The sequence below is a fragment of the Streptomyces sp. VTCC 41912 genome (genome assembly GCF_045799175.1).
Lineage (GTDB): Bacteria > Actinomycetota > Actinomycetes > Streptomycetales > Streptomycetaceae > Streptomyces > Streptomyces albulus_C.
In genome coordinates this window covers 115,292-136,303 of record NZ_JBJMAB010000002.1, presented here as the reverse complement: position 1 = coordinate 136,303, position 21,012 = coordinate 115,292, and the positions used below count along the sequence as shown (strand labels likewise).

The window sequence follows — 21,012 nt, the reverse complement described above, 5'->3', positions numbered from 1 at the left end:
TCCTGCGCGGCTCAGCCGCCGTTGACCTTCTTCGCGATCCGGTCGCCGAGCTGCTTGTCGATGTTCCGCCAGTACTGGAGCGCCCGGTCCAGCACCGGCCGGCTCACCCCGCCGAGCAGGTGCCCGGCGACGTTGCCGACCAGCCGGTCGCGGGCCGCGTCGTCCAGCACCTCGCGGACCATCGTGCCCGGCTGCCCGAAGTCGTCGTCGTCCCGGCGCAGCGTGTACGCCTCGCGCACCATCGCCCCACTGCTCTCCCAGCCCGCCGGCTCCCCGTACCGCACGGTGTCGGCCGCCGGGCCGCCGTAGGAGTTCGGGGCGTACGGCCGGGCCGCGCGCGACGGGTCGAAGCGCATCGGGCCGTCCTTGGCGTACGAGTGCGCCGGCACGTGCGGCCGGTTGGGCGGCAGCTGCGCGTAGTTGGGGCCGATCCGGTACCGGTGGGTGTCCGGGTACGAGAACAGCCGGCCGAGGAGCATCTTGTCCGGGGACGGGCCGACGCCCGGCACCATGTTGGACGGCTCGAACGCGGCCTGCTCGATGTGGATGAAGTAGTCCTCCGGATTCCGGTTGAGCGTCATGCGGCCGACCTCGATCAACGGGTAGTCGCCGTGCGGCCACACCTTGGTCAGGTCGAACGGGTTGAAGCGGTAGTCCGGGGCGTCGTCGAACGGCATGACCTGCACGTAGAGCGTCCACGACGGGGCGTTGCCGCTCTCGATGGCGTCGAAGAGGTCCCGGCGGTGGTAGTCGGCGTCCTCACCGGCCAGCCGGTCGGCGTCGGCCTGGGTGAGGAAGTCGATGCCCTGGTCGGTCTTGAAGTGGTACTTGATCCAGAACTTCTCGCCGCCCGCGTTGACCCACATGTAGGTGTGCGAGCCGTACCCGTTCATGTGCCGGTACGTCTTGGGGATGCCGCGGTCGCCCATCAGCCAGGTCACCTGGTGGGCCGACTCCGGCGAGAGCGTCCAGAAGTCCCACTGCATGTCGTTGTCGCGCAGCCCGCTGTCGGGACGGCGCTTCTGCGACCGGATGAAGTCCTGGAACTTGATCGTGTCCCGTACGAAGAAGACCGGGGTGTTGTTGCCCACCAGGTCGTAATTGCCCTGCTCGGTATAGAACTTGAGCGCGAAGCCGCGCGGGTCGCGCCAGGTGTCGGGGGAGCCCTGCTCGCCGGCGACGGTCGAGAAGCGGGCCAGCATCTCGGTTTCCTTGCCCGGCTGGAAGAGGTCCGCCTTGGTGAACTGGCTGACGTCGTTGGTGACCTTGAAGAAGCCGTACGCGCCGCTCCCCTTGGCGTGCACCACCCGCTCGGGGACCCGCTCGCGGTTGAACTGGGCCATCTTCTCGATCAGGTAGTGGTCCTGGAGCAGGATCGGACCGTCCGGGCTCACGGTCAGCGAGTGCTCGTCGCTCTCCACCGGGATGCCGGTGTTGGTCGTCGTGTGCGGGACGTTGTGCGCGGTGCTGGTCATTGGAGGAATGCCTCCCGTTCGATGACTGGCGGTGGGTGGGTGGGGGCCGTCAGTCCCTTCCGGGGTCAGCTGGTCCCTTCAGTCCCTTTTGTCCCACCCAAGCAGTCAACGCCCCCGACGGCATGTCGGCAAGGGGTCCCGGGCGTCCGGACGGGTCCGGCCCGCCCGCACGCGAAGGGACCCCGCCCGAAACCGGACAGGGTCCTCGACACGACGCGACACAACGCACCGCGGACCGCCTCAGCGGCGCGCCCCCGGCGGCATCGACAGCTCGAACCAGACGACCTTGCCCATGCTCAACCGGGTCGCGCCCCACCGCCGGGCCATCCGATTGACCAGATACAACCCCCGACCACCCTCGTCGGACGGCCGGGCATGCCGCAGCCGCGGCAACTGCGGCACGTCGTCCCCGACCTCACAGCGCAGCACGTCGGTCCGCAGCAACCGCAACGTCACCGGCCGCTCGGCGTACCGCACCGCATTGGTCACCACCTCGCTGACCAGCAACTCCAACTGGTCCGACAGCTCGTCCAGGCCCCAGCGGGCGAGCGCCCGCCGGGCCAGCCGGCGGGCCTGCCCCGCGGTCTGCGCCTTCGGATCGAGATACCAGTACGCGACATCGCTCGGCGCGATGCCGTCGAACCGGGCCGCCAACAGCGCGATGTCGTCATCGCGGTCACCCGGCCCGAGCATGTCCAGCACCTCGTCGCACAGCGGCTCCAGCGGCGGCGGATTGGGCCCGGTCAGCCGGGCCGTCTCGGCCAGCCGCTCCCGCAGCTGCTCGATGCCGGTCCAGACGTCCCGGATCCGCGACTCCACCAGCCCGTCGGTGTACAGCACCAGCGTGGCGCCCGCCGGGGCGTCCAGCTCCACCGCCTCGAAGTCCACCCCACCGACGCCGATCGGCGCGCCCGACGGCACCCGCAGCACCTCCGCACGCCCACCGCGGTGCAGCATCACCGGCGGCGGATGCCCCGCGTTGGCGACGGTGATCCGGTGCGCCACCGGGTCGTAGACCGCGTACAGGCAGGTCGCCATCCGGTCCGAGCCCAGGCGCTGGGCCTGTTCGTCGAGGTGGTGCAGCACCTCCTGCGGCGGCAGGTCCAGCCCCGCGAGGGTCTGCGCCGTGGTCCGCAGCTGCCCCATGATCGCGGCCGACGTCATGGAGTGGCCCATCACGTCACCGACGACCAGCGCCACCCGGCTGCCCGGCAGCGGGATCGCGTCGTACCAGTCACCGCCCACCCGGGCGGTCTCCGCGGCCGGCAGATAACGGCTGGCCAACCGCACCCCCGTCGGCTGCGGCAACGAGTCCGGCAGCATGGTGCGCTGCAACGCGTCGGCGATGTACGCCTCGCGCCCGTAGAGCACCGCCTTGTCCACGCCCAGCGCGGTGTGCGTCGCCAGCTGGGCCGCCACCAGCAGATCGTCCGGCTCGAACGCCGGCCGGTCCGGACGGCGCAGGAACACCGCCGCGCCGATCACCCGCCGGCGCCCGCGCAGCGGCGCCAGCACCACCCGATGACCGCCCGGCAGCCGAGTGTCCGGACCCAACAGCTCGGGCAGCGCGGTGCGCGCCGCCTGGGCCTCGCCGAACAGCGGCCGCACCCCCCGCAGCACCTCCGCCAGCGGCCCGCCCGGACGCACCTCGGCCAGCTCCGCGGCGCTGCCGCCCATCGCCGGCCCCAGGTCCGGCTGCGCCGGCAGCACCGGCAGCCGCAGCCCGTTGGTGTCCGGCTCCTCCGGGATCCGGTCGGTGCGGCGCAGCCGCAGCACCACCGGGCCGGTCGGCCGCTCGTCACCCACCGGCAACGGATCGCGCAGGTAGACGAGGATCGCGTCGGCGAAGGTCGGCACCGTCGCCCGGCACAGCCCCAGCACGATCTCGTCCAGGTCTATGCCGCGGGCGATCCGCCGGGTCGCCGCCCCGATGAACCGCAACCGGTCCCCGCTCGCCTGCCGCGCCGCCGCGACCTCCCGGCTCTCCTGACCCTCGCCCGGATGCGCCGAGCGCGCGGGCGGCACCGTGGGCGGCCCCGCCGGAGGCGGCAGCTCCCCATCGGCCGGCCCGGACCGTCCGCCGCCCCGCACACCCGGCGGCGGCCCCGGCGGCAACCCGCCCCGGCCCGGCTCACCCCCGTGCGCCCGGGACCCCGAACCGCCCTCGCGCGGCCGTCCGATGCCCTCACCGCCGGGGCGCGGCTGTGCGTGCCCCGGCTCCTCGTCCGGCTCCGGCGCACCGGCGCGGTCCACCGCGCCCTGCGCCACCGGCCGGCCCGCACGGACCGCCGCGCGCTCCGCGCCCGACTCCCCGTCCGGCCGCCCCTCCGCGGGCATGGCCACCTCCCCGTACGGGTCGTACGCGGCTCCGTACGACCCGGTGTATCCACCGTAGAAACTGTCGCGGGACGCCCGGGCGGCGCCGTACGCCCGCGCGCCGTCACCGGCCGGGCCGTGATCGGCGGCCGGCTCGGCGTCCCCGTGCCCGCCCGGCGGCCCCGCCGCGGCCGTGGCGGCCAGCCCGCCGGCCGCGCCGCCGCAGCCGGTGTCGTCGTCCCCGCGCACCGCGAACCCGCTACCCGGCGCCGGCTCGTGGCCGGCGTCGGCGGGTTGCTGGAGGGCGCTGCGCGGGTCGGGGACGCCGCCGAGCGGCGCCGTCCCCGCAGCAGGGGACGCCGAGGACGCGGCGGTCGGGGCCGACTGCCGCGTTTCGTGGGAGGTGGGATGCTCCGTCACGCGTGGGATTCCATCCGTCCGGGGCTGGCGCAGGCGCGCCGCGTTCGGTGCGCGCCGCCCGAGCGGACGCGCCTGACGCGGTGCGTCTCAAGCGCGTCGCAGGTGCAGGAAGAGCTGGATTTCGGGTGGTACGTCCGTACTCGACGGGGCATACGCATACGAGTCCTCCCCGACGATGTCGAAACCCGCGTCGCGCACGACCCGGCGCAGGTCGTCCCGCAGATATCCCGATACCCGGATCGTGCTGCCGAGGAACGGAATGGGGAAGTCGTCAATATCGGCCTCGACCATCGCCAGGGCCAGCAACCCGCCGGGTCGCAGGAGGTCGTGCAGCATGCCCAGGGCACACGGAATTTCCGCGCGAGGCATCATCAACAGGGAGAAATAGGCGGTGATTCCGTCGAAGGAACCCGGACCGCCCAGCCGGCCACCGCGCAGATCGGCGATGTCCAGTCGGTGGAATTCGCCGGCCGGGGCGTTGGCCTGGGCGATTTTGACCATCCCGGGGGAGAGGTCGATCCCCACGACCCGGTGTCCCGCTTCGGACAGTTGACGGGCGGTCGGCAGGCCGGTGCCGCAGCCGGCATCGAGGATCCGCGACCCGGCCGGCAGTTCGCCACTCAACCACGCGCCCGAAGCGATCTGGCCTTCCTTATGTGGAAAAGCCGTTTCGTACTGGTCACCGATCGCGTCGAACGCTTCGGCCTGTCCGGCCCGGTCAAGTGCTAACCGGTTCAGGCCCTCGTACGCGTCGTAGCTCGTCGCGCTCACGACTTCGCCCCTCCTGCAACCGCAGTCAAGTTCGTTTTCTCGTTCTGGAGTTGCGCCTGTGCAGTCTTGCGGAGGACGATCCTACGTTTGAAGGCCCAGGGCACAGCAAGGGGGCTGGGTACCGCTTCTCGTCCGGTGGGACCCCCAAGGGAACCCGGCGGGAAACGGTTTCGCCCATAGGCGCACCTTTCCACCGTTCGCCCCCTTCACTCTCTTCATTCTCTTCTTTTCACGTTTGCTGTCTCGCTACCGCAAACGATCCGGCAGTCGGTCCCAGTTCTCCGGAAGTGCGGGAACCTCCCAGGCCGGATCGGGCCGCCAGTCCTCCCAGCCGTCCGCGAACGGCCCTTCCCACGCCGCGATCTGTGCGACCGCGGCGCGTCCGGCGGACCGGACGGCGACCTCCTGGGCATCCGTCACCAGCCCGTCCCGCCGGGCCTGGGCGAACTCGTCCTCGTCCCGCCACTCCCAGCGCCGGTCCGGATAGACGCAGATGTCGAGGAAATGATCGAGCGAGTCGATTCCGCCCGACCAACGGTGGCGCGGCTCCTCCAGATTGACGTACCAATTCTTGAAGTGCCAGCCGCTCTCCCAGAACAGCCAGACCGACCAGGGATCTCCCGGACGGGCCAACTTCAGCACGCCGTTGCCGAACCAATGGTCGCGCACGGTCCGCCGCGGTGTGGTGTAGCGGGTGGCCAGCGGCTCGTGGTGCACCGGGGTGCCGTCGGCGAGCACCGGCTTGATGCACGGCGTGCCGGGCGCCATCCACACCGCGAGCAGCTCCTCGGTGTCCTGGACGACGGTCATCGGCCGACAGATGTGGAAGCGGCGGGGATCGGCGTTGTCGCGGTAGCGCCACAGGACCTGGTCGCCGGGCGCCCAGCGCCCCGCCTCCGCCGCGCCCCGACCCGCCCCGGCCGCCGGCGCGGGCACGCCGGTCGTCTCGCCCTCCGCCGTCTCCACCATGTCCGCTGTCATGCGCAGATCTTAGGGGCGTCGCGTTACGCGTGCGGTGACATGCGCCGCACTGATGGTTACGGGTGGGTCATCCGCAACACGTCCAGCGCCTCGTCGAGCTGCTGCACCGTCAGCAGTCCACGCTCGACGTAACCGCCTTCGAGCACCACTTCCCGGATCGTCTTCCGCTCCGCCAACGACTGCTTGGCGACCTTCGCGGCCTCCTCGTAACCGAGGTACCTGTTCAGCGGCGTCACCACCGACGGCGACGATTCGGCGTATTCACGGGCCCGCGCCACGTTCGCGGTGATGCCGTCCACCGTGCGGTCCGCCAGCAGCCGCGACACGTTGGACAGCAGCCGCACCGACTCCAGCACGTTCCGCGCGATCACCGGCAGCATGACGTTCAGCTCGAAATTGCCGGCCGCGCCGGCCGTGGCGACCGTCGCGTCATTGCCGGTGACCTGCGCGGCGACCATCAGCACCGCCTCCGGAAGCACCGGATTGACCTTCCCCGGCATGATCGACGAGCCGGGCTGGAGGTCCGGCAGGTTGATCTCGGCGAGCCCGGTGCGCGGGCCCGACGCCATCCACCGCAGATCGTTGGCGATCTTCGTCAGGCCGACCGCGACGGTCCGCAACTGACCACTGGTCTCCACGATCCCGTCCCGCGCCCCCTGCGCCTCGAAGTGGTTGCGCGCCTCGGTCAGCGGCAGCCCGGTGGCCCGCGCCACCTCCGCGATCACCGCCGCCGAGAACCCCGGCGGCGTGTTGATCCCGGTGCCCACCGCCGTGCCGCCCAGCGGGAGTTCGGCCAGCCGCGGCAGCGACGCCCGCAGCCGCTCGACCCCGTAGCGCACCTGCGCCGCGTAGCCCCCGAACTCCTGACCCAGCGTCACCGGCGTCGCGTCCATCAGGTGCGTGCGCCCCGACTTGACCACCTCGGCGAACTCCGCCGCCTTCCGCTCCAACGCCTCCGCCAGGTGCTCCAGCGCCGGAACCAGGTCGTTCAGGACCGCCGACGTCGCCGCGACGTGGATCGACGACGGAAACACGTCGTTCGACGACTGGCTCGCGTTGACGTGGTCATTGGGGTGCACGTCCCGCCCCAACCGCTCGCTGGCCAGGGTGGCGATCACCTCGTTGACGTTCATGTTCGACGACGTCCCCGACCCCGTCTGGAACACGTCGACCGGGAAGTCCTCGTCCCACCGCCCCTCGGCGACCTCGGCGGCCGCCTCCACGATGGCCTCCGCGACGTCCTTGCGCAGCACGCCCAACTCGGCGTTGACCTTGGCGGCGGCCCCCTTGATCCGCGCCAGCGCCTCGATGTGCGCCCGCTCCAGCCGCTGCCCGGAGATCGGGAAGTTCTCCACCGCCCGCTGGGTCTGGGCCCGCCATTTGGCGTGCGCGGGAACCCGCACCTCACCCATCGAGTCGTGCTCGATCCTGAATGCGCCGTTATCGCTCATGCCTATGACAGTGCCCGCGGACCGGGATCTGTTCCCGACCCACGACGGATGTCACCTGCCTGCGCCCCGGCCCACCGCCACCCCGGGCGGCGCAGGCAGCCCGGGCGGCCCGGGCTCTCGGCGGCCGGGGGCCGGCCTTCCGGCGGGACGTCGGCGAGGCTTCTTCCCCCCCCCCGACCCCGCTAGGGGGCCCCGCCCCCGCCCCCCAGCCCTCCCCTCCCCGTCCCCCACCGCGCGGAACGCCCCGGACCGACCGGACTCGGCCACCTCACCCCGCCCGCACCTCACCCCGCCCGCACCGCAAGGCACTCGTACGGCAGCTCACCCGCACCGCACCACCGCCGAGCCCACCACCCGTCACCCGGCACTCGGCGCCACCTCCGCACCCGCCGGCCCGAGTTGGCCGTGCCCGGGGCGTTGCCCCGCGGTCGAACGCCCCGTCCCACCCCACCGCGCCCCGCATGCCCCCGTGACCACCCGCAGCCGCACGAACTGCACCTGCCTCACGGTGCGTTCGCCGACCGGCCCCGCCGCCGTCTCCCGTGCCCGCGCTCGCACGGCCCCGACGTCCACCGCTTCGGATCAAATCCCTTGGCCACGGCCTCACTTCCATTCTTACGCCTGTAGGAATCAGTACTCACTCCCTTCCCAAGGTTACGGCGGAGGGTGACGATGGGAACACGGAACGTAGCAATCCGCTGGAAGTTAAGGGGATCCCACGACGACATCGGGGAGTCGCCCTAGCCACTAACGGGACAACTCCACGACCCCATCGAACAGGAGCGTCACCATGGCCACGAGCGCCGGCCACACCCCGTCGGGCCCGCGATCCCGGCAGTCGCTGATGACCCTGCGCGTCTACACCACGACCCGCGACGGCGTCGTCACCCAGGAACGCGCCCAGATCCACGTCGTCGCCGGCGACCGCTTCGACCTCTACGGCCTCACCCAGGCCTGGCCACCGTGCGCGTGCCCGCGGCACAAGGGTCGTTAGCGCCGTGCCGGCGGATCCGGCGGGCCGTCGTCGGGGACGTGCCGGGGACGCGCCGAGCGCGCGGCCGTCCGCGCCCTCGCCGCTCCTCCGCGCTCGGATCGCCTCCGCGCGGCGGCCCCAGCGTGGGGCAGGGAACCCGGCGCCTCGCCTTCGAGCGTGAACTCCCCGCTCGGGACGGTGCACTCCGCGACCTCCGCCCGCAGGCGCGACCTCGGGGAACCGGCGGAAAAAATGACGGCCGCCCCCGCACGCAGCGGAAGGCGGCCGTCCGAGGGCGCCGGAAATCAGGAGGAGCGCACCGGAATGCTGGTGAACGTCGGCGTGGTCGGTGCCGGGTCCTGGAAGAAGTCGTTGCCCTTGTCGTCGACGACGATGAAGGCGGGGAAGTTCTCGACCTCGATCTTCCAGACGGCTTCCATGCCGAGCTCCTCGTATTCGAGGACCTCGACCTTCTTGATGCAGTCCTGGGCGAGGCGGGCGGCGGGGCCGCCGATGGAGCCCAGGTAGAAGCCGCCGTGCGCGGCGCAGGCGTCGGTGACCTGCTGGGAGCGGTTGCCCTTGGCGAGCATGACCTTGGAGCCGCCGGCGGCCTGGAACTGCTCGACGTAGGCGTCCATCCGGCCCGCCGTGGTCGGGCCGAAGGAGCCGGAGGCGTAACCCTCGGGGGTCTTGGCCGGGCCGGCGTAGTAGACCGGGTGGTCCTTGAGGTACTGCGGCATCTCCTCGCCCGCGTCCAGCCGTTCCTTGATCTTGGCGTGGGCGATGTCGCGGGCGACGACCAGGGTGCCGGTGAGCGAGAGCCGGGTCTTGACCGGGTGCTTGGTCAGCTCGGCGAGGACGTCGGCCATCGGGCGGTTGAGGTCGACGGCGACCGCGTCGAGGTCGGCGCCGGCGCCCTTGGTCAGCTCCTCGTCGGTGGTGTCGGGGAGGAAGCGGGCCGGGTCGGTCTCCAACTGCTCCAGGAAGACGCCCTCGGCGGTGATCTTGGCGACGGCCTGGCGGTCGGCGGAGCAGGAGACGGCGATGGCGACCGGGCAGGAGGCGCCGTGCCGGGGCAGGCGGACCACGCGGACGTCGTGGCAGAAGTACTTGCCGCCGAACTGGGCGCCGATGCCGATCTTCTGGGTCAGCTCGAAGACCTTGTCCTCCAGCTCCTTGTCGCGGAAGCCGTGGCCGGTCGGCGAGCCCTCGGTGGGCAGTTCGTCCAGGTAGTGCGCGGACGCGTACTTGGCGGTCTTGAGCGCGTACTCGGCCGACGTGCCGCCGACGACGATGGCGAGGTGGTACGGCGGGCAGGCGGCCGTGCCGAGCGAACGGATCTTCTGCTCCAGGAACTTCATCATGGACGCCTCGTTGAGGACGGCCTTGGTCTCCTGGAAGAGGAAGGACTTGTTGGCCGAGCCGCCGCCCTTGGCCATGAAGAGGAACTTGTAGGCGCCGCCGTCGGTCGCGTACAGCTCGATCTGGGCCGGGAGGTTGGAGCCGGTGTTCTTCTCGTCCCACATGGTCAGCGGCGCCATCTGCGAGTAGCGCAGGTTGAGCTGGGTGTACGCGTCGTAGATGCCGCGGGACAGGGCCGCCTCGTCGCCGCCCTCGGTCAGCACCTGCTGGCCGCGCTTGCCCATGACGATCGCGGTGCCGGTGTCCTGGCACATCGGCAGCACGCCGGCCGCGGCGATGTTGGCGTTCTTGAGCAGGTCCAGGGCGACGAAGCGGTCGTTGGCGCTGGCCTCCGGGTCGTCCAGGATCTTGCGCAGCTGGGCCAGGTGGGTCGGCCGCAGGTAGTGCGCAATGTCGTGCATCGCCTCGGCGGCGAGCTTGCGCAGCGCCTCCGGCTCGACCTTGAGGAACGTCCGGCCGTCCGCTTCGAAGGTGCTGACGCCCTCCGAGGTCACCAGACGGTAGGGGGTGCTGTCCTCGCCGGTGGGGAGCAGGTCGGTATAGGCGAATTCCGGCATGGGGGATGTGTCCTTACTCGGAGGGGTGGTGGCTGGCTTCTACGGCAGCGCCTGAACAGCGTAGAACCCCGGTGTCCGGCCGTTGCTGTGAGGTCGGGCTCAGTCCGCGGGAGACGGGTCCGCGATCCCCTAGTCGCGATCTATCGCGTTTCGGTACGCTGGGTCCGTGGACGCTTCAGGAAACGGGGGACGACCGGGCCCCGAGACCCCGCCCGGACCGCTTGCCGCGCAGCGCGACCGGCAGGCGGTGAAACTGACCAAGGGCGAGGCGGGACCGCGGGCCGAGCCGGTGGCCGAGGCCACGGCGCCCCCGGCGGTGGCCGGGAGCGACATCCGGGCCTCGGACGCGGACCGCGACCGGGTCGCGGAGATCCTGCGGGAGGCTCTCGCCGAGGGCCGGCTGGACGCCGAGGAGCACGCCGAGCGGATCGACGCGGTCTACCGCGCCAAGACCATGGGCGAGTTGGAGCCCGTCGTACGGGACCTGCCCGCCGGCGGGGCCCGCCCGCAGCCGGAGCCCTCGCCCCGCGAGTACGGCGCCGGCGGCCAGGCCGCCGACCAGAACCTCGTCGCGATCTTCAGTGCGGCCAACCGCAAGGGCCGCTGGCGGGTCCCGCCCCGGATCAACGCGGTCGCCATCTTCGGCAGCGTGGAGATCGACCTGACCGAGGCGGTCTTCCCGCAGCAGCGGGTCCAGATCAATGTCACCTCCGTCTTCGGCAGCGTCGAGGTCCGAGTGCCGGAGAACATCACGCTGCGCAGCAGCGGCTCCGGCATCCTGGGCAGCTTCGAGGTGGAGACGCACGAGGCCGCGGACGGCGAGGCGCCCGAGGTGGACGTGCAGGGCTTCGCACTGCTGGGCAGCGTCGAGGCCAAGCCCAAGCGGGGCGCCTGGATCCGCGACCTGCGGGACCGGCTGCGCGGCGAGCGGCGCGAGTGGACGGACGAACTCCGGGCCGAGCGGCACGCGCGGATGGGCGAGCTGAGGGCCGAACGGCACGCGCGGTTCGACCAGTTGCGGGCGGAGCGGCACGAGCGCCGGGAGGAGCGCCGGGACCGCCGCCGCTTCGGCTAGCCGGGGTCCGGCGGCGCATGCGGGGCCGGTGCGACGGCACATGCGAGGCCGCCGGCCCCCTCGATCGCCACGGTGTGCATAAGCCCGCGTACAGCGGGTAGGGCTGGTGCATCGTCTCTCGTACGGCTGCGGGGTGCGAAAAGGCCGTGCGCAGCGAGACGGGCAAGGGTGATTTCTCTCGCCGAAGCCGTCGTCAGGAGTAGACCGTGCTGCTACCGCATCAGGCCCTGCAGGATGCCGCTGTCGTTCCGTCCCAGCGCGGGCACGCTCGCGACGAGGCGGGTCCCTGGCATGCGGAGGCGGTGTGCCGCCGGGACGAGGCCGGGTTGTTCTTCGCCCCCTCCAAGGAACCCACCGCCGCACGGCTGGCCAGGGAGGAAGCCGCGAAGCGGGTCTGCGCCCGCTGCCCGGTGATGGTCGAGTGCCGGGAACACGCCCTGCTCCAGCCCGAGCCGTACGGCGTCTGGGGCGGGTTGACCGCCGCCGAGCGCCGGGTGGTGCTGACCCGCCGGCGGCGCCGGGAGAGCGAGTTGCAGCGGGCCGCCGCGATGCCGGCGGCCGGTTGACCCCACCCGCCGCCCGGTACGGACGCCACCGCGTCCGTACGCGTCTCGCCCCCGCCGGAAGTCGCTTCCGACGGGGGCGAGTCGCGTCACCGGTCCGGGGCGGCCGGTCCGGGCCGGCCGGGGGTCAGCTGGGGCGCTCGAAGTCGATCGAGCTGTAGGCGCGCAGCTTCGAGAGCCGGTGCTGGGAGTCGATCTGACGGATGGTGCCGGACTTGGAGCGCATCACCAGGGACTGGGTGTAGGCGGTCTCCGCGCGGTAGCGGACGCCGCGCAGCAACTCGCCGTCGGTGATGCCGGTGGCGACGAAGAAGACGTTGTCGCCGCGGACCAGGTCCTCGATCTGCAGGACCTGGTCGAGGTCGTGGCCGGCGTCGAGGGCGCGCTGGCGCTCCACGTCGTCCTTGGGCCACAACTTGCCCTGGAACGTGCCGCCCAGGCACTTCAGCGCACAGGCGGCGATGATGCCCTCGGGCGTTCCGCCGATGCCCAACAGCAGGTCCACGCCGGTCCCTTCGCGGGCCGCCATGATCGCGCCCGCGACGTCGCCGTCGGCGATGAACTTGATCCGCGCGCCGGCCTCCCGGACCTCCTTGACCAGGCCCTCGTGGCGCGGCCGGTCCAGGATGACGACGGTGACGTCCTCGACCGCGGACCGCTTCGCCTTGGCGATCCGCTTGATGTTCACCGCCACCGGGGCGGTGATGTCGACGAAGTCCGCCGCCTCCGGGCCGGTGGCGAGCTTGTCCATGTAGAAGACCGCGGACGGGTCGAACATCGAGCCGCGCTCGGCGACGGCCATCACGGACACCGCGTTGGCCATGCCCTTGGCGGTCAGCGTGGTGCCGTCCACCGGGTCCACGGCCACGTCGCACTCCGGGCCGGTCCCGTCGCCGACCCGCTCGCCGTTGTAGAGCATCGGGGCGTTGTCCTTCTCGCCCTCCCCGATGACCACGACGCCGTTCATCGAAACGGTGTGGATCAGGGCGCGCATGGCCTTCACCGCCGCGCCGTCCGCGCCGTTCTTGTCGCCCCGGCCGACCCAGCGGCCCGACGCCATGGCACCGGCCTCGGTCACCCGGACCAGTTCCAGGGCGAGGTTGCGGTCGGGGGCCTCCGGGCTGACCTCGAGGGGGGACGGCAGATGATGCTCGGTCATCGAGCGCACCTTTCTGTACGGCGACGGCCGGATTGATGAGGGTGCTTATGACTTTATCGGTAGGTCGCGAAAATGAGCAGGGGGGCCTTCGCATGAGCAAGCCAATGGCTGGGTAGCGCCCGCGCCGGGCGGCCGACGACCGCAGAACCGTTTGCCCAGGTGAGTGGTGTCCGAGGGGGGTGCGTCCGGGCGCCGGCGGGCATAGGGGACCATAGGGACGTGGCTGGTATGCGAGGCAGGCAAAGAGTGGCGGACATGGTCCTGTCGCTGGCGGTGATCGGCGTCCTGGTCGGGGCGATCTACTTCTTCATCCCGCACGACGACAGCGCGACCGCGGAGAAGAACGCGGTCCAGACCGTCGACACCCGCGTCGAGATCATCACCGCCCGGCGCGCCGCCCCGTACCCGGTCGCCGCGCCCGAGGGCCTGTCCAAGGGCTGGCGGCCCACCTCCGTCTCCTACAAGGCCAGCAGCGACGGCAAGGGCGGCGCCTGGCACCTGGGGATGCTCGACCCGGAGCAGCAGTACGCGGCCGTCGAGCAGAGCGACGCACCGGCCAAGCAGTTCATCCAGGACGTCACGCTGGGCGCCGCCAAGGTCGAGGGCCAGCAGGCCGTCGGCAGCAAGAAGTGGGACCGCTACCAGGGCGACACCTACAAGGCGCTGGTCCACCAGGAGCCCGGGGTGACCACGGTCGTCACCGGCACCGCGCCGTACGGGCGGCTGGCCGAACTGGCCGCGGCCCTGGTGGCGAAGAAGGGCTGAGTCCGAAGCCGTCTCGCGGTTCGGGCCGTCGAGCGGTCGGGCCGCCGGCGCGCGGTCGCGGACCGGAGGCCCAGGAGGCCCGCCCCGCCCGCCCCGGTGGCGGCGGAGCGTGCCCCGTTCGCCCGGCAACGCCAGAAGGCCGCCGCACCCAGCCGGGTGCGGCGGCCTTCTCGCGTCGGGCCGGGGTGGCTCAGACGGTGGCGGTGGCCTCGTCGAAGGACAGGCGCGGCGAACGCGGGAAGAACGCGTCCGCGCCCGGCTTGCCGAGGTTGATGACGAGGAAGGACTTCTGCTTGCCGTCGCCGAAGAACTCCTTGTCGACGCCGGAGAAGTCGAAGCCGGTCATCGGGCCGGCGGCCAGGCCGGCGGCGCGGATGCCCAGGATGAGGTAACCGGCCTGGAGGGTGGCGTTCTGGGTGCCGGCGACCTCGCGGACCGCGGCCTCCGAGAAGAAGCTGTCCTTGACGCCGGGGGCGTGCGGGAAGAGCCGCGGCAGCTTCTCGTGGAAGTCCAGGTCGACGGAGAGGATCACGGTCAGCGGCGCGGCCAGGGTCTTCGGGCCGTTGGCGCCCATGGCGTGCGCGACCAGGCGCTTACGGGCGTCCTCGGAACGGACCAGGGTGATCCGCAGCGGAGACTGGTTGAACGCGGTCGGGGCGTACTTCACCAGGTCGTAGATGGCCTGGACCTGCTCGTCCGTGACCGGCTCGTCCGTGAACGTGTTGGCGGTCTGGGCCTCACGGAACAGGAGGTCCTGAGCGGCGGCGTCAAGGGCGAGAGACATCAGGGGCACCTCGGGGCTTCAGGTGGGTTACAGAGCTTGAGACTTCGCTGTCTACGGGAACCACTCTAACCCGGATAGATTAAAGTTCAACTAACGGGTGGAAAGTGTGAGTGGCTTCACAAGACGGGAACGGCCTTCCGAGATTCGGAAGACCGTCCCTGCGGCGAGAAAACGTCGGGCCGCGCGCCGCTATTCCTGCTCCGCCGCTTCGTCGGCCGCCGAACCCTCGGCCAGCGCCGCGTCCAACCGTGCCCGGGCCCCGTCCAACCAGCGGCGGCAGACCTTCGCCAGCTCCTCGCCGCGCTCCCACAGGGCCAGCGACTCCTCCAGCGTCGTGCCGCCCACCTCCAGCCGGCGGACGACGTCGATCAGCTCGTCGCGCGCCTGCTCGTAACCGAGGGGGGACTCCACCGGCGCCGCCTCGGCCGCGCCGTCCACCACGTCATCCGTCTTCGCCATGTCTCCCACCCTATGAGTCCGCCCCGTGCGGCACCGGCCGGTCGGCAGCGGCATCCGGGGCCGCGGTCACCCGCACCCGGAACGCGCCCTCGGCCACCCTGGCCCGCAGTTCCTCGTCCACCGCCACCTCGGCCGGCGTGCGCACCGCCGTCCCGTCCGGCTTCTGCAGCACCGCGTAGCCGCGCTGCAACGTCGCCTTGGGGGAGAGCGCCACCACCCGCGCCAAGGTGTGCACCAACTCCGAATCCGCCCGGTCCAGCAGATGCCCGAGCGTCCGCCGGCCGCGCTCCAACAGGGCGGTGACCTGCTCCTCGCGCTCCTCGACCATCCGCTGCGGACGCTGCATCGACGGGCGGTGCAGCGCCGCCGTCAGGCCCCGCTCCTCGCGGTCCAGGAAACCGCCGAGCGCGCGCCGGGCCCGCTCGCGGAGCTGGTGGACCCGCATCAGCTCCTCGCCGACGTCCGGCACCACCTTCTTCGCCGCGTCCGTCGGCGTGGAGGCGCGCAGGTCGGCCACCAGGTCCAGCAGCGGGGCGTCCGGTTCGTGCCCGATCGCCGAGACCACCGGGGTGCGCGCCTCGGACACCGCCCGGACCAACTGCTCGTCGGAGAACGGCAGCAGGTCCTCCACGCTGCCGCCGCCGCGCGCCACGATGATCACGTCCACCTCGGGCAGCGCGTCCAGCTCCTGCACCGCGGCGATGACCTGGGGCACCGCGTGCACCCCCTGCACCGGGACGTTGCGCACCTCGAAGCGGACCGCCGGCCAGCGGTGCCGGGCGTTCTCCAACACATCGCGCTCGGCGGCGCTGGCCCGGCCGCAGACCAGCCCGATCAGCTGCGGCAGGAACGGCAGCGACCGCTTGCGCTCCGCCGCGAACAGCCCCTCCGCGGTCAACGCCCGCTTCAGCTGCTCCAGCCTGGCCAGCAGCTCCCCGACGCCGACCGGCCGGATCTCGGCGGCCCGCAACGACAGCTGACCGCGCGGCGCGTACCACTCCGGCTTGGCGTGCACCACCACCCGGGCGCCCTCGCTCACCACCTCGGCGACCTTGTCGAAGACCTGGCGGTAGCACGTCACGCTCACCGAGATGTCGTGCGACGGATCGCGCAGCGTGAGGAACACCACACCCGCCCCCGGCCGCCGCGAGAGCTGGGTGATCTGCCCCTCGACCCACACCGCGCCGAGCCGGTCGATCCACCCGCCGATGAGCCGGGACACCTCGCCGACCGGGATCGGCGCTTCCGGAGACGTAGAGACAGCCATACGAGCGAGAGTAGCGGCGGCCACTGACAGTGGCGGGCGTCTCGCCGTCGGTCGCGCCGGCCCGCGCGACGCGGTGCCGCCGCACGGAGCGCCGCCCGGACCGTCCAGCCCCCGCCCCTAGGCGTCGGACGGTGCGGACCGCGCCCTCAGGTACTGCACCGCCAGCACCACCAGACCCACCAGCAGCCAGACGCCGCCCACGGCCTGAGCGGTCCGCGACGCCTCGACGATCACGGCGACCACCACCGCCAGCCCCACCAGCGGCACCACCACATGGCGCAGCACGCTCGGCGCCGCCGCCCGCCGCCGCACCCGGAACCAGCCGATCACCGAGGCGTGCAGCAGCCCGAACGCGGTCAGCGCGCCGACGTTCACGATCGACGACAGCTGGTCCAGACCGTCGTCCCGGGTGGCCGCCCAGACCGCCGCCACCAGCGTGACCGAAGCCGCCCCCAGCAGCGCCCGGCGGGGCACCCCGCTGCCGGCGTCCACCTTCGCGATCGCCCCCGGCAGCCGCCGGTCCCGGGCCATCGCGAACAGCAGCCGGCCGGCCGCGGCCTGCCCGGCCAGCGCCGCGAACGCCGCCCCGATCGCCTTGCTCACCGCCACCAGGTCGTGCAGCCAGCCCCCCACCGCGGCATCCACCGTCGTGTAGAAGGCGGCCCCCTGCTCGCCCGGCCGGGCGGCCAGCTCCGCGGCGCTCATCGGGGCCAGCAGCGCCGCCAGGTACGTCTGCACGGCGAACAGCACCCCGGCCGCCACCAGGCACGTCACCACGGCCCGGGCCACCAGCCGCGAACCGCCGGAAGCCTCCTCCGCGAACGACGCGATCGCATCGAAGCCCAGATAGGACAGCACCGCCACCGACACCGCCGCCAGCACCGCGTCCAGGGAGAAACCGCCCTCGCCGGTCAGCGGCACCGCCCAGCCGCGCTGCGCCCCGTGCGCCACCAGCGCCCACACCGCCGCCACCACGAAGACCACCAGCACCACGACCTCCAGCGCCAGCACCGCGAACCCGACCACCGCCGCGGTCCGCACCCCCCACAGGTTCAGCAGCGTGGTGACCACCACCGCGAGCGCCGTCCACACCCACTGGTGGACCTGCGGCACCAGGGCGTGCAGCGCGATCCCGGAGAACAGGTACGCCACCGCCGGGATCAGCAGGTAGTCCAACATCGCCATCCACCCGGCGACGAACCCCGCCCCCTCGCCCAGCCCGACCCGCGCGTACGCGTAGACCGAACCGGCCTTCGGCACGACCTGCACCATCTGGGCGTACGAGTACGCCGTGAAGGCCATCGCCACCGTGGCGACGAGGTAGACGCTGGTGATCGCCCCGTGCGAGGTGGCCTGGAGGGTGCCGAAGATCCCCACCGGCGCCATCGGCGCGATGAACAGCAGCCCGTAGACCACCAGGTCCCGGAACGACAGCGTCCGCCGCAGCGCTCCGGTGCCGCTGCGCGCCCCCTCGTCCACGGTCGCGCCGTCCGTACCCGGCATTCCGCCTCCTCACGTGCTTCCCACCAGTCTGGGCCACCGGCGCGATCACGCCCCGCCGGGGCGCGGCCGTACGATGGGACCCATGTCTGCTACTCCCGGTCCGCAGCCCAGCCGCAAGGTCCTCCTCGCCGCCCCCCGCGGCTACTGCGCGGGCGTGGACCGCGCCGTGATCGCCGTCGAGAAGGCCCTCGAGCAGTACGGCGCCCCGGTCTACGTGCGCCACGAGATCGTCCACAACAAGTACGTGGTGAAGACCCTGGAGAAGAAGGGCGCCATCTTCGTCGAAGAGACCGAAGAGGTGCCCGAGGGCAACATCGTCATCTTCTCCGCGCACGGTGTCGCCCCGGTCGTCCACGACGAGGCCAAGCGTGGCAAGCTCGCCACCATCGACGCGACCTGCCCCCTGGTCACCAAGGTCCACAAGGAAGCCGTCCGCTTCGCGGACGAGGACTACGACATCCTCCTGATCGGCCACGAGGGCCACGAGGAGGTCATCGGCACCAGCGGCGAGGCCCCCGAGCACATCCAGCTCGTCGACGGCCCCAAGGACGTCGCGAACGTCGAGGTCCGCGACCCGGACAAGGTCGTCTGGCTCTCCCAGACCACGCTCTCCGTCGACGAGACCATGGAGACCGTCGACGCCCTCAAGGGCCGCTTCCCCAACCTCCTCTCGCCCCCTAGCGACGACATCTGCTACGCCACCCAGAACCGCCAGATCGCGGTCAAGCAGATGGGCGCCCAGGCCGATCTCGTCATCGTCGTCGGCTCGCGGAACTCCTCGAACTCCAAGCGCCTCGTCGAGGTCGCCCTCGGCGCCGGCGCCAGCGCGTCCCACCTGGTCGACTACGCGGACGAGATCGACGAGGCGTGGCTCGACGGCGTGCACACCGTCGGCGTCACCTCCGGCGCCTCGGTCCCCGAGATCCTGGTCGACGGCGTCCTGGAATGGCTCGCCGCCCGCGGTTTCGAGGACGTCGAGACGGTCACCGCCGCCAAGGAGTCCATCACCTTCTCGCTGCCCAAGGAGCTCCGCCGCGACCTGCGCTCCGAGGCCCGGTCCGCCGTCGAGGACTGACCGAGCACCGCCCGCCCGCCGTCTTCGCCGTACCGGGGGCGGCGGGCGCGGTACGCGCCTAGCCTTTTCCCATGAGGGTCTTCGGTGTGGACATCGGCGGATCGGGCATCAAAGGCGCCCCGGTCGATCTGGAACGCGGCGAACTCGTCGACGAGCGCTACAAGGTACTGACCCCGCATCCGGCCACCCCCGAGGCGGTCGCCGACTGCGTCAAGGACGTCGTCGACCACTTCGGCTGGACCGGACCGGTCGGGGCGACCTTCCCCGGCGTGGTCACCGGCGGGATCACACGCACCGCCGCCAACGTCGACAAGCACTGGATCGGCACGGACGCCGCCGCCCTGCTCACCGACCGGGTCGGCGGCGGCGCCGGCGGCTGCCCGGTCACCCTGCTCAACGACGCGGACGCCGCGGGCCTCGCCGAGATGCGGTTCGGCGCCGGCCGGGGCCGCACCGGCACCGTCATCGTCCTCACCTTCGGCACCGGCATCGGCAGCGCCGTCTTCACCGACGGCCGGCTGATCCCCAACACCGAGCTCGGCCACCTGGAACTGCACGGCCACGACGCCGAGAAGCGCGCCTCCACCAAGGCCAAGGAGGACGAGGAGCTGAACTGGCAGCAGTGGGCGCACCGGGTCCAGAAGTACCTCGCCCACGTGGAGATGCTCCTCTCGCCCGCCCTGTTCGTGATCGGCGGCGGGGTGAGCCGCAAGGCGGAGAAGTTCCTGCCGCTGATCGAGGGGATCAGGGCCGAGATCGTCCCGGCGCGGCTCCAGAACAACGCGGGCATCGTGGGAGCCGCGATGGCCGCCCAGGCCGCACGGACCGGGGCGCCGCCTACTGCCGAGCCACCTGCCGCGGACGGCTCCCCGGCCGGGAACGGTGCGGGGCCCGCGGCACGGACCCGTCCGGCCGAGGGGCCGTCGCCCGCGGACCGGGCCCCGAGCGCCGCTGTCGACTCACCGGTCGGCTGGCCCGACGCCGGGCGATGAGCAGCGCCTTGCGGACCAGCACCACCAGCCCGCAGACCAGCGTGCCCCCGTAGAGCCAGCCGGCGTTCAGGGCGAGCACGGTGAACACCCCGATCAGCAGCCCGGGAAAGCCCGCCTGGCCGTGCTGCACCGGCACCGTGCCGACGGCGAACGCGATCGGCAGCGCGACCGGGGCGGCGACCAGGTCGTACGGCCGCACCCACGCCCCGGCCGCCACGCTGACCAGCAGGAAGAAGACGCCGTACGCGGACTGCGCCCCGCCCAGCAGCCAGCGGTCCACGAAGCCGAAGGCCAACAGGGCGAAGGTGGCCAGCAGCCCGCAGCCCAGACCGGTGAGCTTGGCGGCGGGCATCCGGCGGGCCAGAGAGGCCACCGGGGCGGGCGCCGGGGGCCGCCGCGGGCCGGCCCGGTAGACGGCCGCGACCTCGTCGCCGTCGGCCGGCGGCCCCACGGCGGGCCGCGGCATCCGCTCGCCGCCCGCCGCGACCGGCGGCCGCACCGGCGCCCGGAACTCGCCGGGCGCGGGGGCGTAGCCGCGGGCGGTGACCTCGGTGCCCGCCGGCACGGAGGCATAGCCGGACGCCCGCATCGCGGACAGGAAGGCGTCGTCGGGATCGGGGGCCACGGCCTCCGCGGGGCGCGGGAGCCGGGCGTCCTGCCCCGCGTCCGGGCCGCCGCCGTACGGCCGGCCGGGCTGGGGCGTGCGCGCTTCGGGTTCCTCCACGTGTTGCTCCACTCGGCAACGGTAGGCCGCTAAGTGGGATTAATCGGTCATGGGACACGCACTTTGACCTACCTTGGGGGCTCCGTTAAGCGGCCCGGCGCACGCCACCGGAGCGCGCGGGGCGACGGGCGCGGTCCCCGGGGCCGACTCCGGTCCGCCCGGCGCGGCGGGACCCGCCCAGTAGACTGGTGGATCGGCCCCACCCCGCCCGGCCCGGTCCCACCGACCGGCCCCGGGGAGCGGCCCGCCCTTCGCCCACCTCCAGCTCCGGGAAGTCGCC

The 21,012-nt window shown here is 72.4% G+C and carries 16 protein-coding genes and 2 pseudogenes; 6 read left to right on the top strand and 12 right to left on the bottom strand.

Annotation, left to right across the window (positions count from 1 at the left end):
* Positions 1 to 11 precede the first annotated feature (11 nt).
* The 5 genes from ACJ6WD_RS03915 to ACJ6WD_RS03895 form a co-directional block, all read right to left on the bottom strand.
* The gene (locus ACJ6WD_RS03915) at positions 12 to 1,475 is read right to left on the bottom strand and encodes a catalase (protein WP_020931415.1); all 1,464 of its coding nucleotides are present in this window, start codon (positions 1,473 to 1,475) and stop codon (positions 12 to 14) included.
* Between the two features lie 240 nt (positions 1,476 to 1,715).
* The gene (locus ACJ6WD_RS03910; RefSeq protein ID WP_331248645.1) at positions 1,716 to 4,211 is read right to left on the bottom strand and encodes a SpoIIE family protein phosphatase; all 2,496 of its coding nucleotides are present in this window, start codon (positions 4,209 to 4,211) and stop codon (positions 1,716 to 1,718) included.
* An 87-nt stretch (positions 4,212 to 4,298) separates the two neighbouring features.
* Positions 4,299 to 4,982, bottom strand: coding sequence for a methyltransferase domain-containing protein (locus ACJ6WD_RS03905; protein WP_331248644.1), 684 nt, complete (start codon positions 4,980 to 4,982; stop codon positions 4,299 to 4,301).
* Between the two features lie 246 nt (positions 4,983 to 5,228).
* Positions 5,229 to 5,963: a DUF402 domain-containing protein gene (locus tag ACJ6WD_RS03900; protein ID WP_374206772.1), complete on the bottom strand. Its 735-nt coding sequence runs from the start codon at positions 5,961 to 5,963 to the stop codon at positions 5,229 to 5,231.
* 56 nt (positions 5,964 to 6,019) lie between these two features.
* Positions 6,020 to 7,414 (bottom strand): aspartate ammonia-lyase, encoded by a 1,395-nt coding sequence (locus tag ACJ6WD_RS03895; RefSeq protein WP_038521521.1) that lies wholly within the window; start codon positions 7,412 to 7,414, stop codon positions 6,020 to 6,022.
* A 790-nt stretch (positions 7,415 to 8,204) separates the two neighbouring features.
* On the opposite strand from ACJ6WD_RS03895, the gene ACJ6WD_RS03890 reads away from it, so the two are divergent.
* Positions 8,205 to 8,408 (top strand): hypothetical protein, encoded by a 204-nt coding sequence (locus ACJ6WD_RS03890; RefSeq protein WP_016577855.1) that lies wholly within the window; start codon positions 8,205 to 8,207, stop codon positions 8,406 to 8,408.
* A 284-nt stretch (positions 8,409 to 8,692) separates the two neighbouring features.
* Here the strand turns inward: ACJ6WD_RS03890 and ACJ6WD_RS03885 are convergent, their stop codons facing one another.
* Entirely contained in the window at positions 8,693 to 10,366 is a 1,674-nt protein-coding gene (locus ACJ6WD_RS03885) for a fumarate hydratase (RefSeq protein ID WP_331248529.1), read from the bottom strand.
* 247 nt (positions 10,367 to 10,613) lie between these two features.
* Here ACJ6WD_RS03885 and ACJ6WD_RS03880 point away from each other — a divergent pair.
* Positions 10,614 to 11,288 (top strand): annotated as a pseudogene (locus tag ACJ6WD_RS03880) (DUF1707 domain-containing protein); the annotation flags it as partial.
* Positions 11,289 to 11,647: 359 nt separating this feature from the next.
* Positions 11,648 to 12,007, top strand: coding sequence for a WhiB family transcriptional regulator (locus ACJ6WD_RS03875; protein WP_020929595.1), 360 nt, complete (start codon positions 11,648 to 11,650; stop codon positions 12,005 to 12,007).
* Positions 12,008 to 12,131: 124 nt separating this feature from the next.
* Here ACJ6WD_RS03875 and glpX read toward each other — a convergent pair whose 3' ends face one another.
* Entirely contained in the window at positions 12,132 to 13,163 is a 1,032-nt protein-coding gene (glpX, locus tag ACJ6WD_RS03870; protein ID WP_016570439.1) for a class II fructose-bisphosphatase, read from the bottom strand.
* A 228-nt stretch (positions 13,164 to 13,391) separates the two neighbouring features.
* Between glpX and ACJ6WD_RS03865 the strand changes: the two genes are divergently transcribed.
* Positions 13,392 to 13,928 (top strand): DUF4245 domain-containing protein, encoded by a 537-nt coding sequence (locus ACJ6WD_RS03865; protein ID WP_376435538.1) that lies wholly within the window; start codon positions 13,392 to 13,394, stop codon positions 13,926 to 13,928.
* 190 nt (positions 13,929 to 14,118) lie between these two features.
* Here the strand turns inward: ACJ6WD_RS03865 and ACJ6WD_RS03860 are convergent, their stop codons facing one another.
* The 4 genes from ACJ6WD_RS03860 to ACJ6WD_RS03845 form a co-directional block, all read right to left on the bottom strand.
* A complete protein-coding gene (locus ACJ6WD_RS03860) occupies positions 14,119 to 14,712 on the bottom strand; it encodes a malonic semialdehyde reductase (protein ID WP_016576804.1) in 594 nt (197 codons plus the stop codon).
* Between the two features lie 189 nt (positions 14,713 to 14,901).
* Positions 14,902 to 15,171, bottom strand: coding sequence for an exodeoxyribonuclease VII small subunit (locus ACJ6WD_RS03855; protein WP_016576805.1), 270 nt, complete (start codon positions 15,169 to 15,171; stop codon positions 14,902 to 14,904).
* Between the two features lie 10 nt (positions 15,172 to 15,181).
* Positions 15,182 to 16,438 carry an exodeoxyribonuclease VII large subunit gene (xseA, locus tag ACJ6WD_RS03850; RefSeq protein WP_233656946.1) on the bottom strand — a complete coding sequence of 419 codons (1,257 nt, stop codon included), beginning with the start codon at positions 16,436 to 16,438 and terminating at the stop codon, positions 15,182 to 15,184.
* A gap of 117 nt (positions 16,439 to 16,555) precedes the next feature.
* Positions 16,556 to 17,941 carry an APC family permease gene (locus ACJ6WD_RS03845; RefSeq protein WP_233656945.1) on the bottom strand — a complete coding sequence of 462 codons (1,386 nt, stop codon included), beginning with the start codon at positions 17,939 to 17,941 and terminating at the stop codon, positions 16,556 to 16,558.
* 73 nt (positions 17,942 to 18,014) lie between these two features.
* On the opposite strand from ACJ6WD_RS03845, the gene ACJ6WD_RS03840 reads away from it, so the two are divergent.
* Together ACJ6WD_RS03840 and ppgK are read left to right on the top strand one after the other, a co-directional pair.
* Entirely contained in the window at positions 18,015 to 19,016 is a 1,002-nt protein-coding gene (locus ACJ6WD_RS03840; protein ID WP_233656944.1) for a 4-hydroxy-3-methylbut-2-enyl diphosphate reductase, read from the top strand.
* Positions 19,017 to 19,087: 71 nt separating this feature from the next.
* Positions 19,088 to 20,008 (top strand): polyphosphate--glucose phosphotransferase, encoded by a 921-nt coding sequence (gene ppgK / locus ACJ6WD_RS03835; RefSeq protein ID WP_407615137.1) that lies wholly within the window; start codon positions 19,088 to 19,090, stop codon positions 20,006 to 20,008.
* Between the two features lie 10 nt (positions 20,009 to 20,018).
* Here the strand turns inward: ppgK and ACJ6WD_RS03830 are convergent.
* Positions 20,019 to 20,360 (bottom strand): annotated as a pseudogene (locus ACJ6WD_RS03830) (DUF6542 domain-containing protein); the annotation flags it as partial.
* Positions 20,361 to 21,012: the final 652 nt, after the last annotated feature.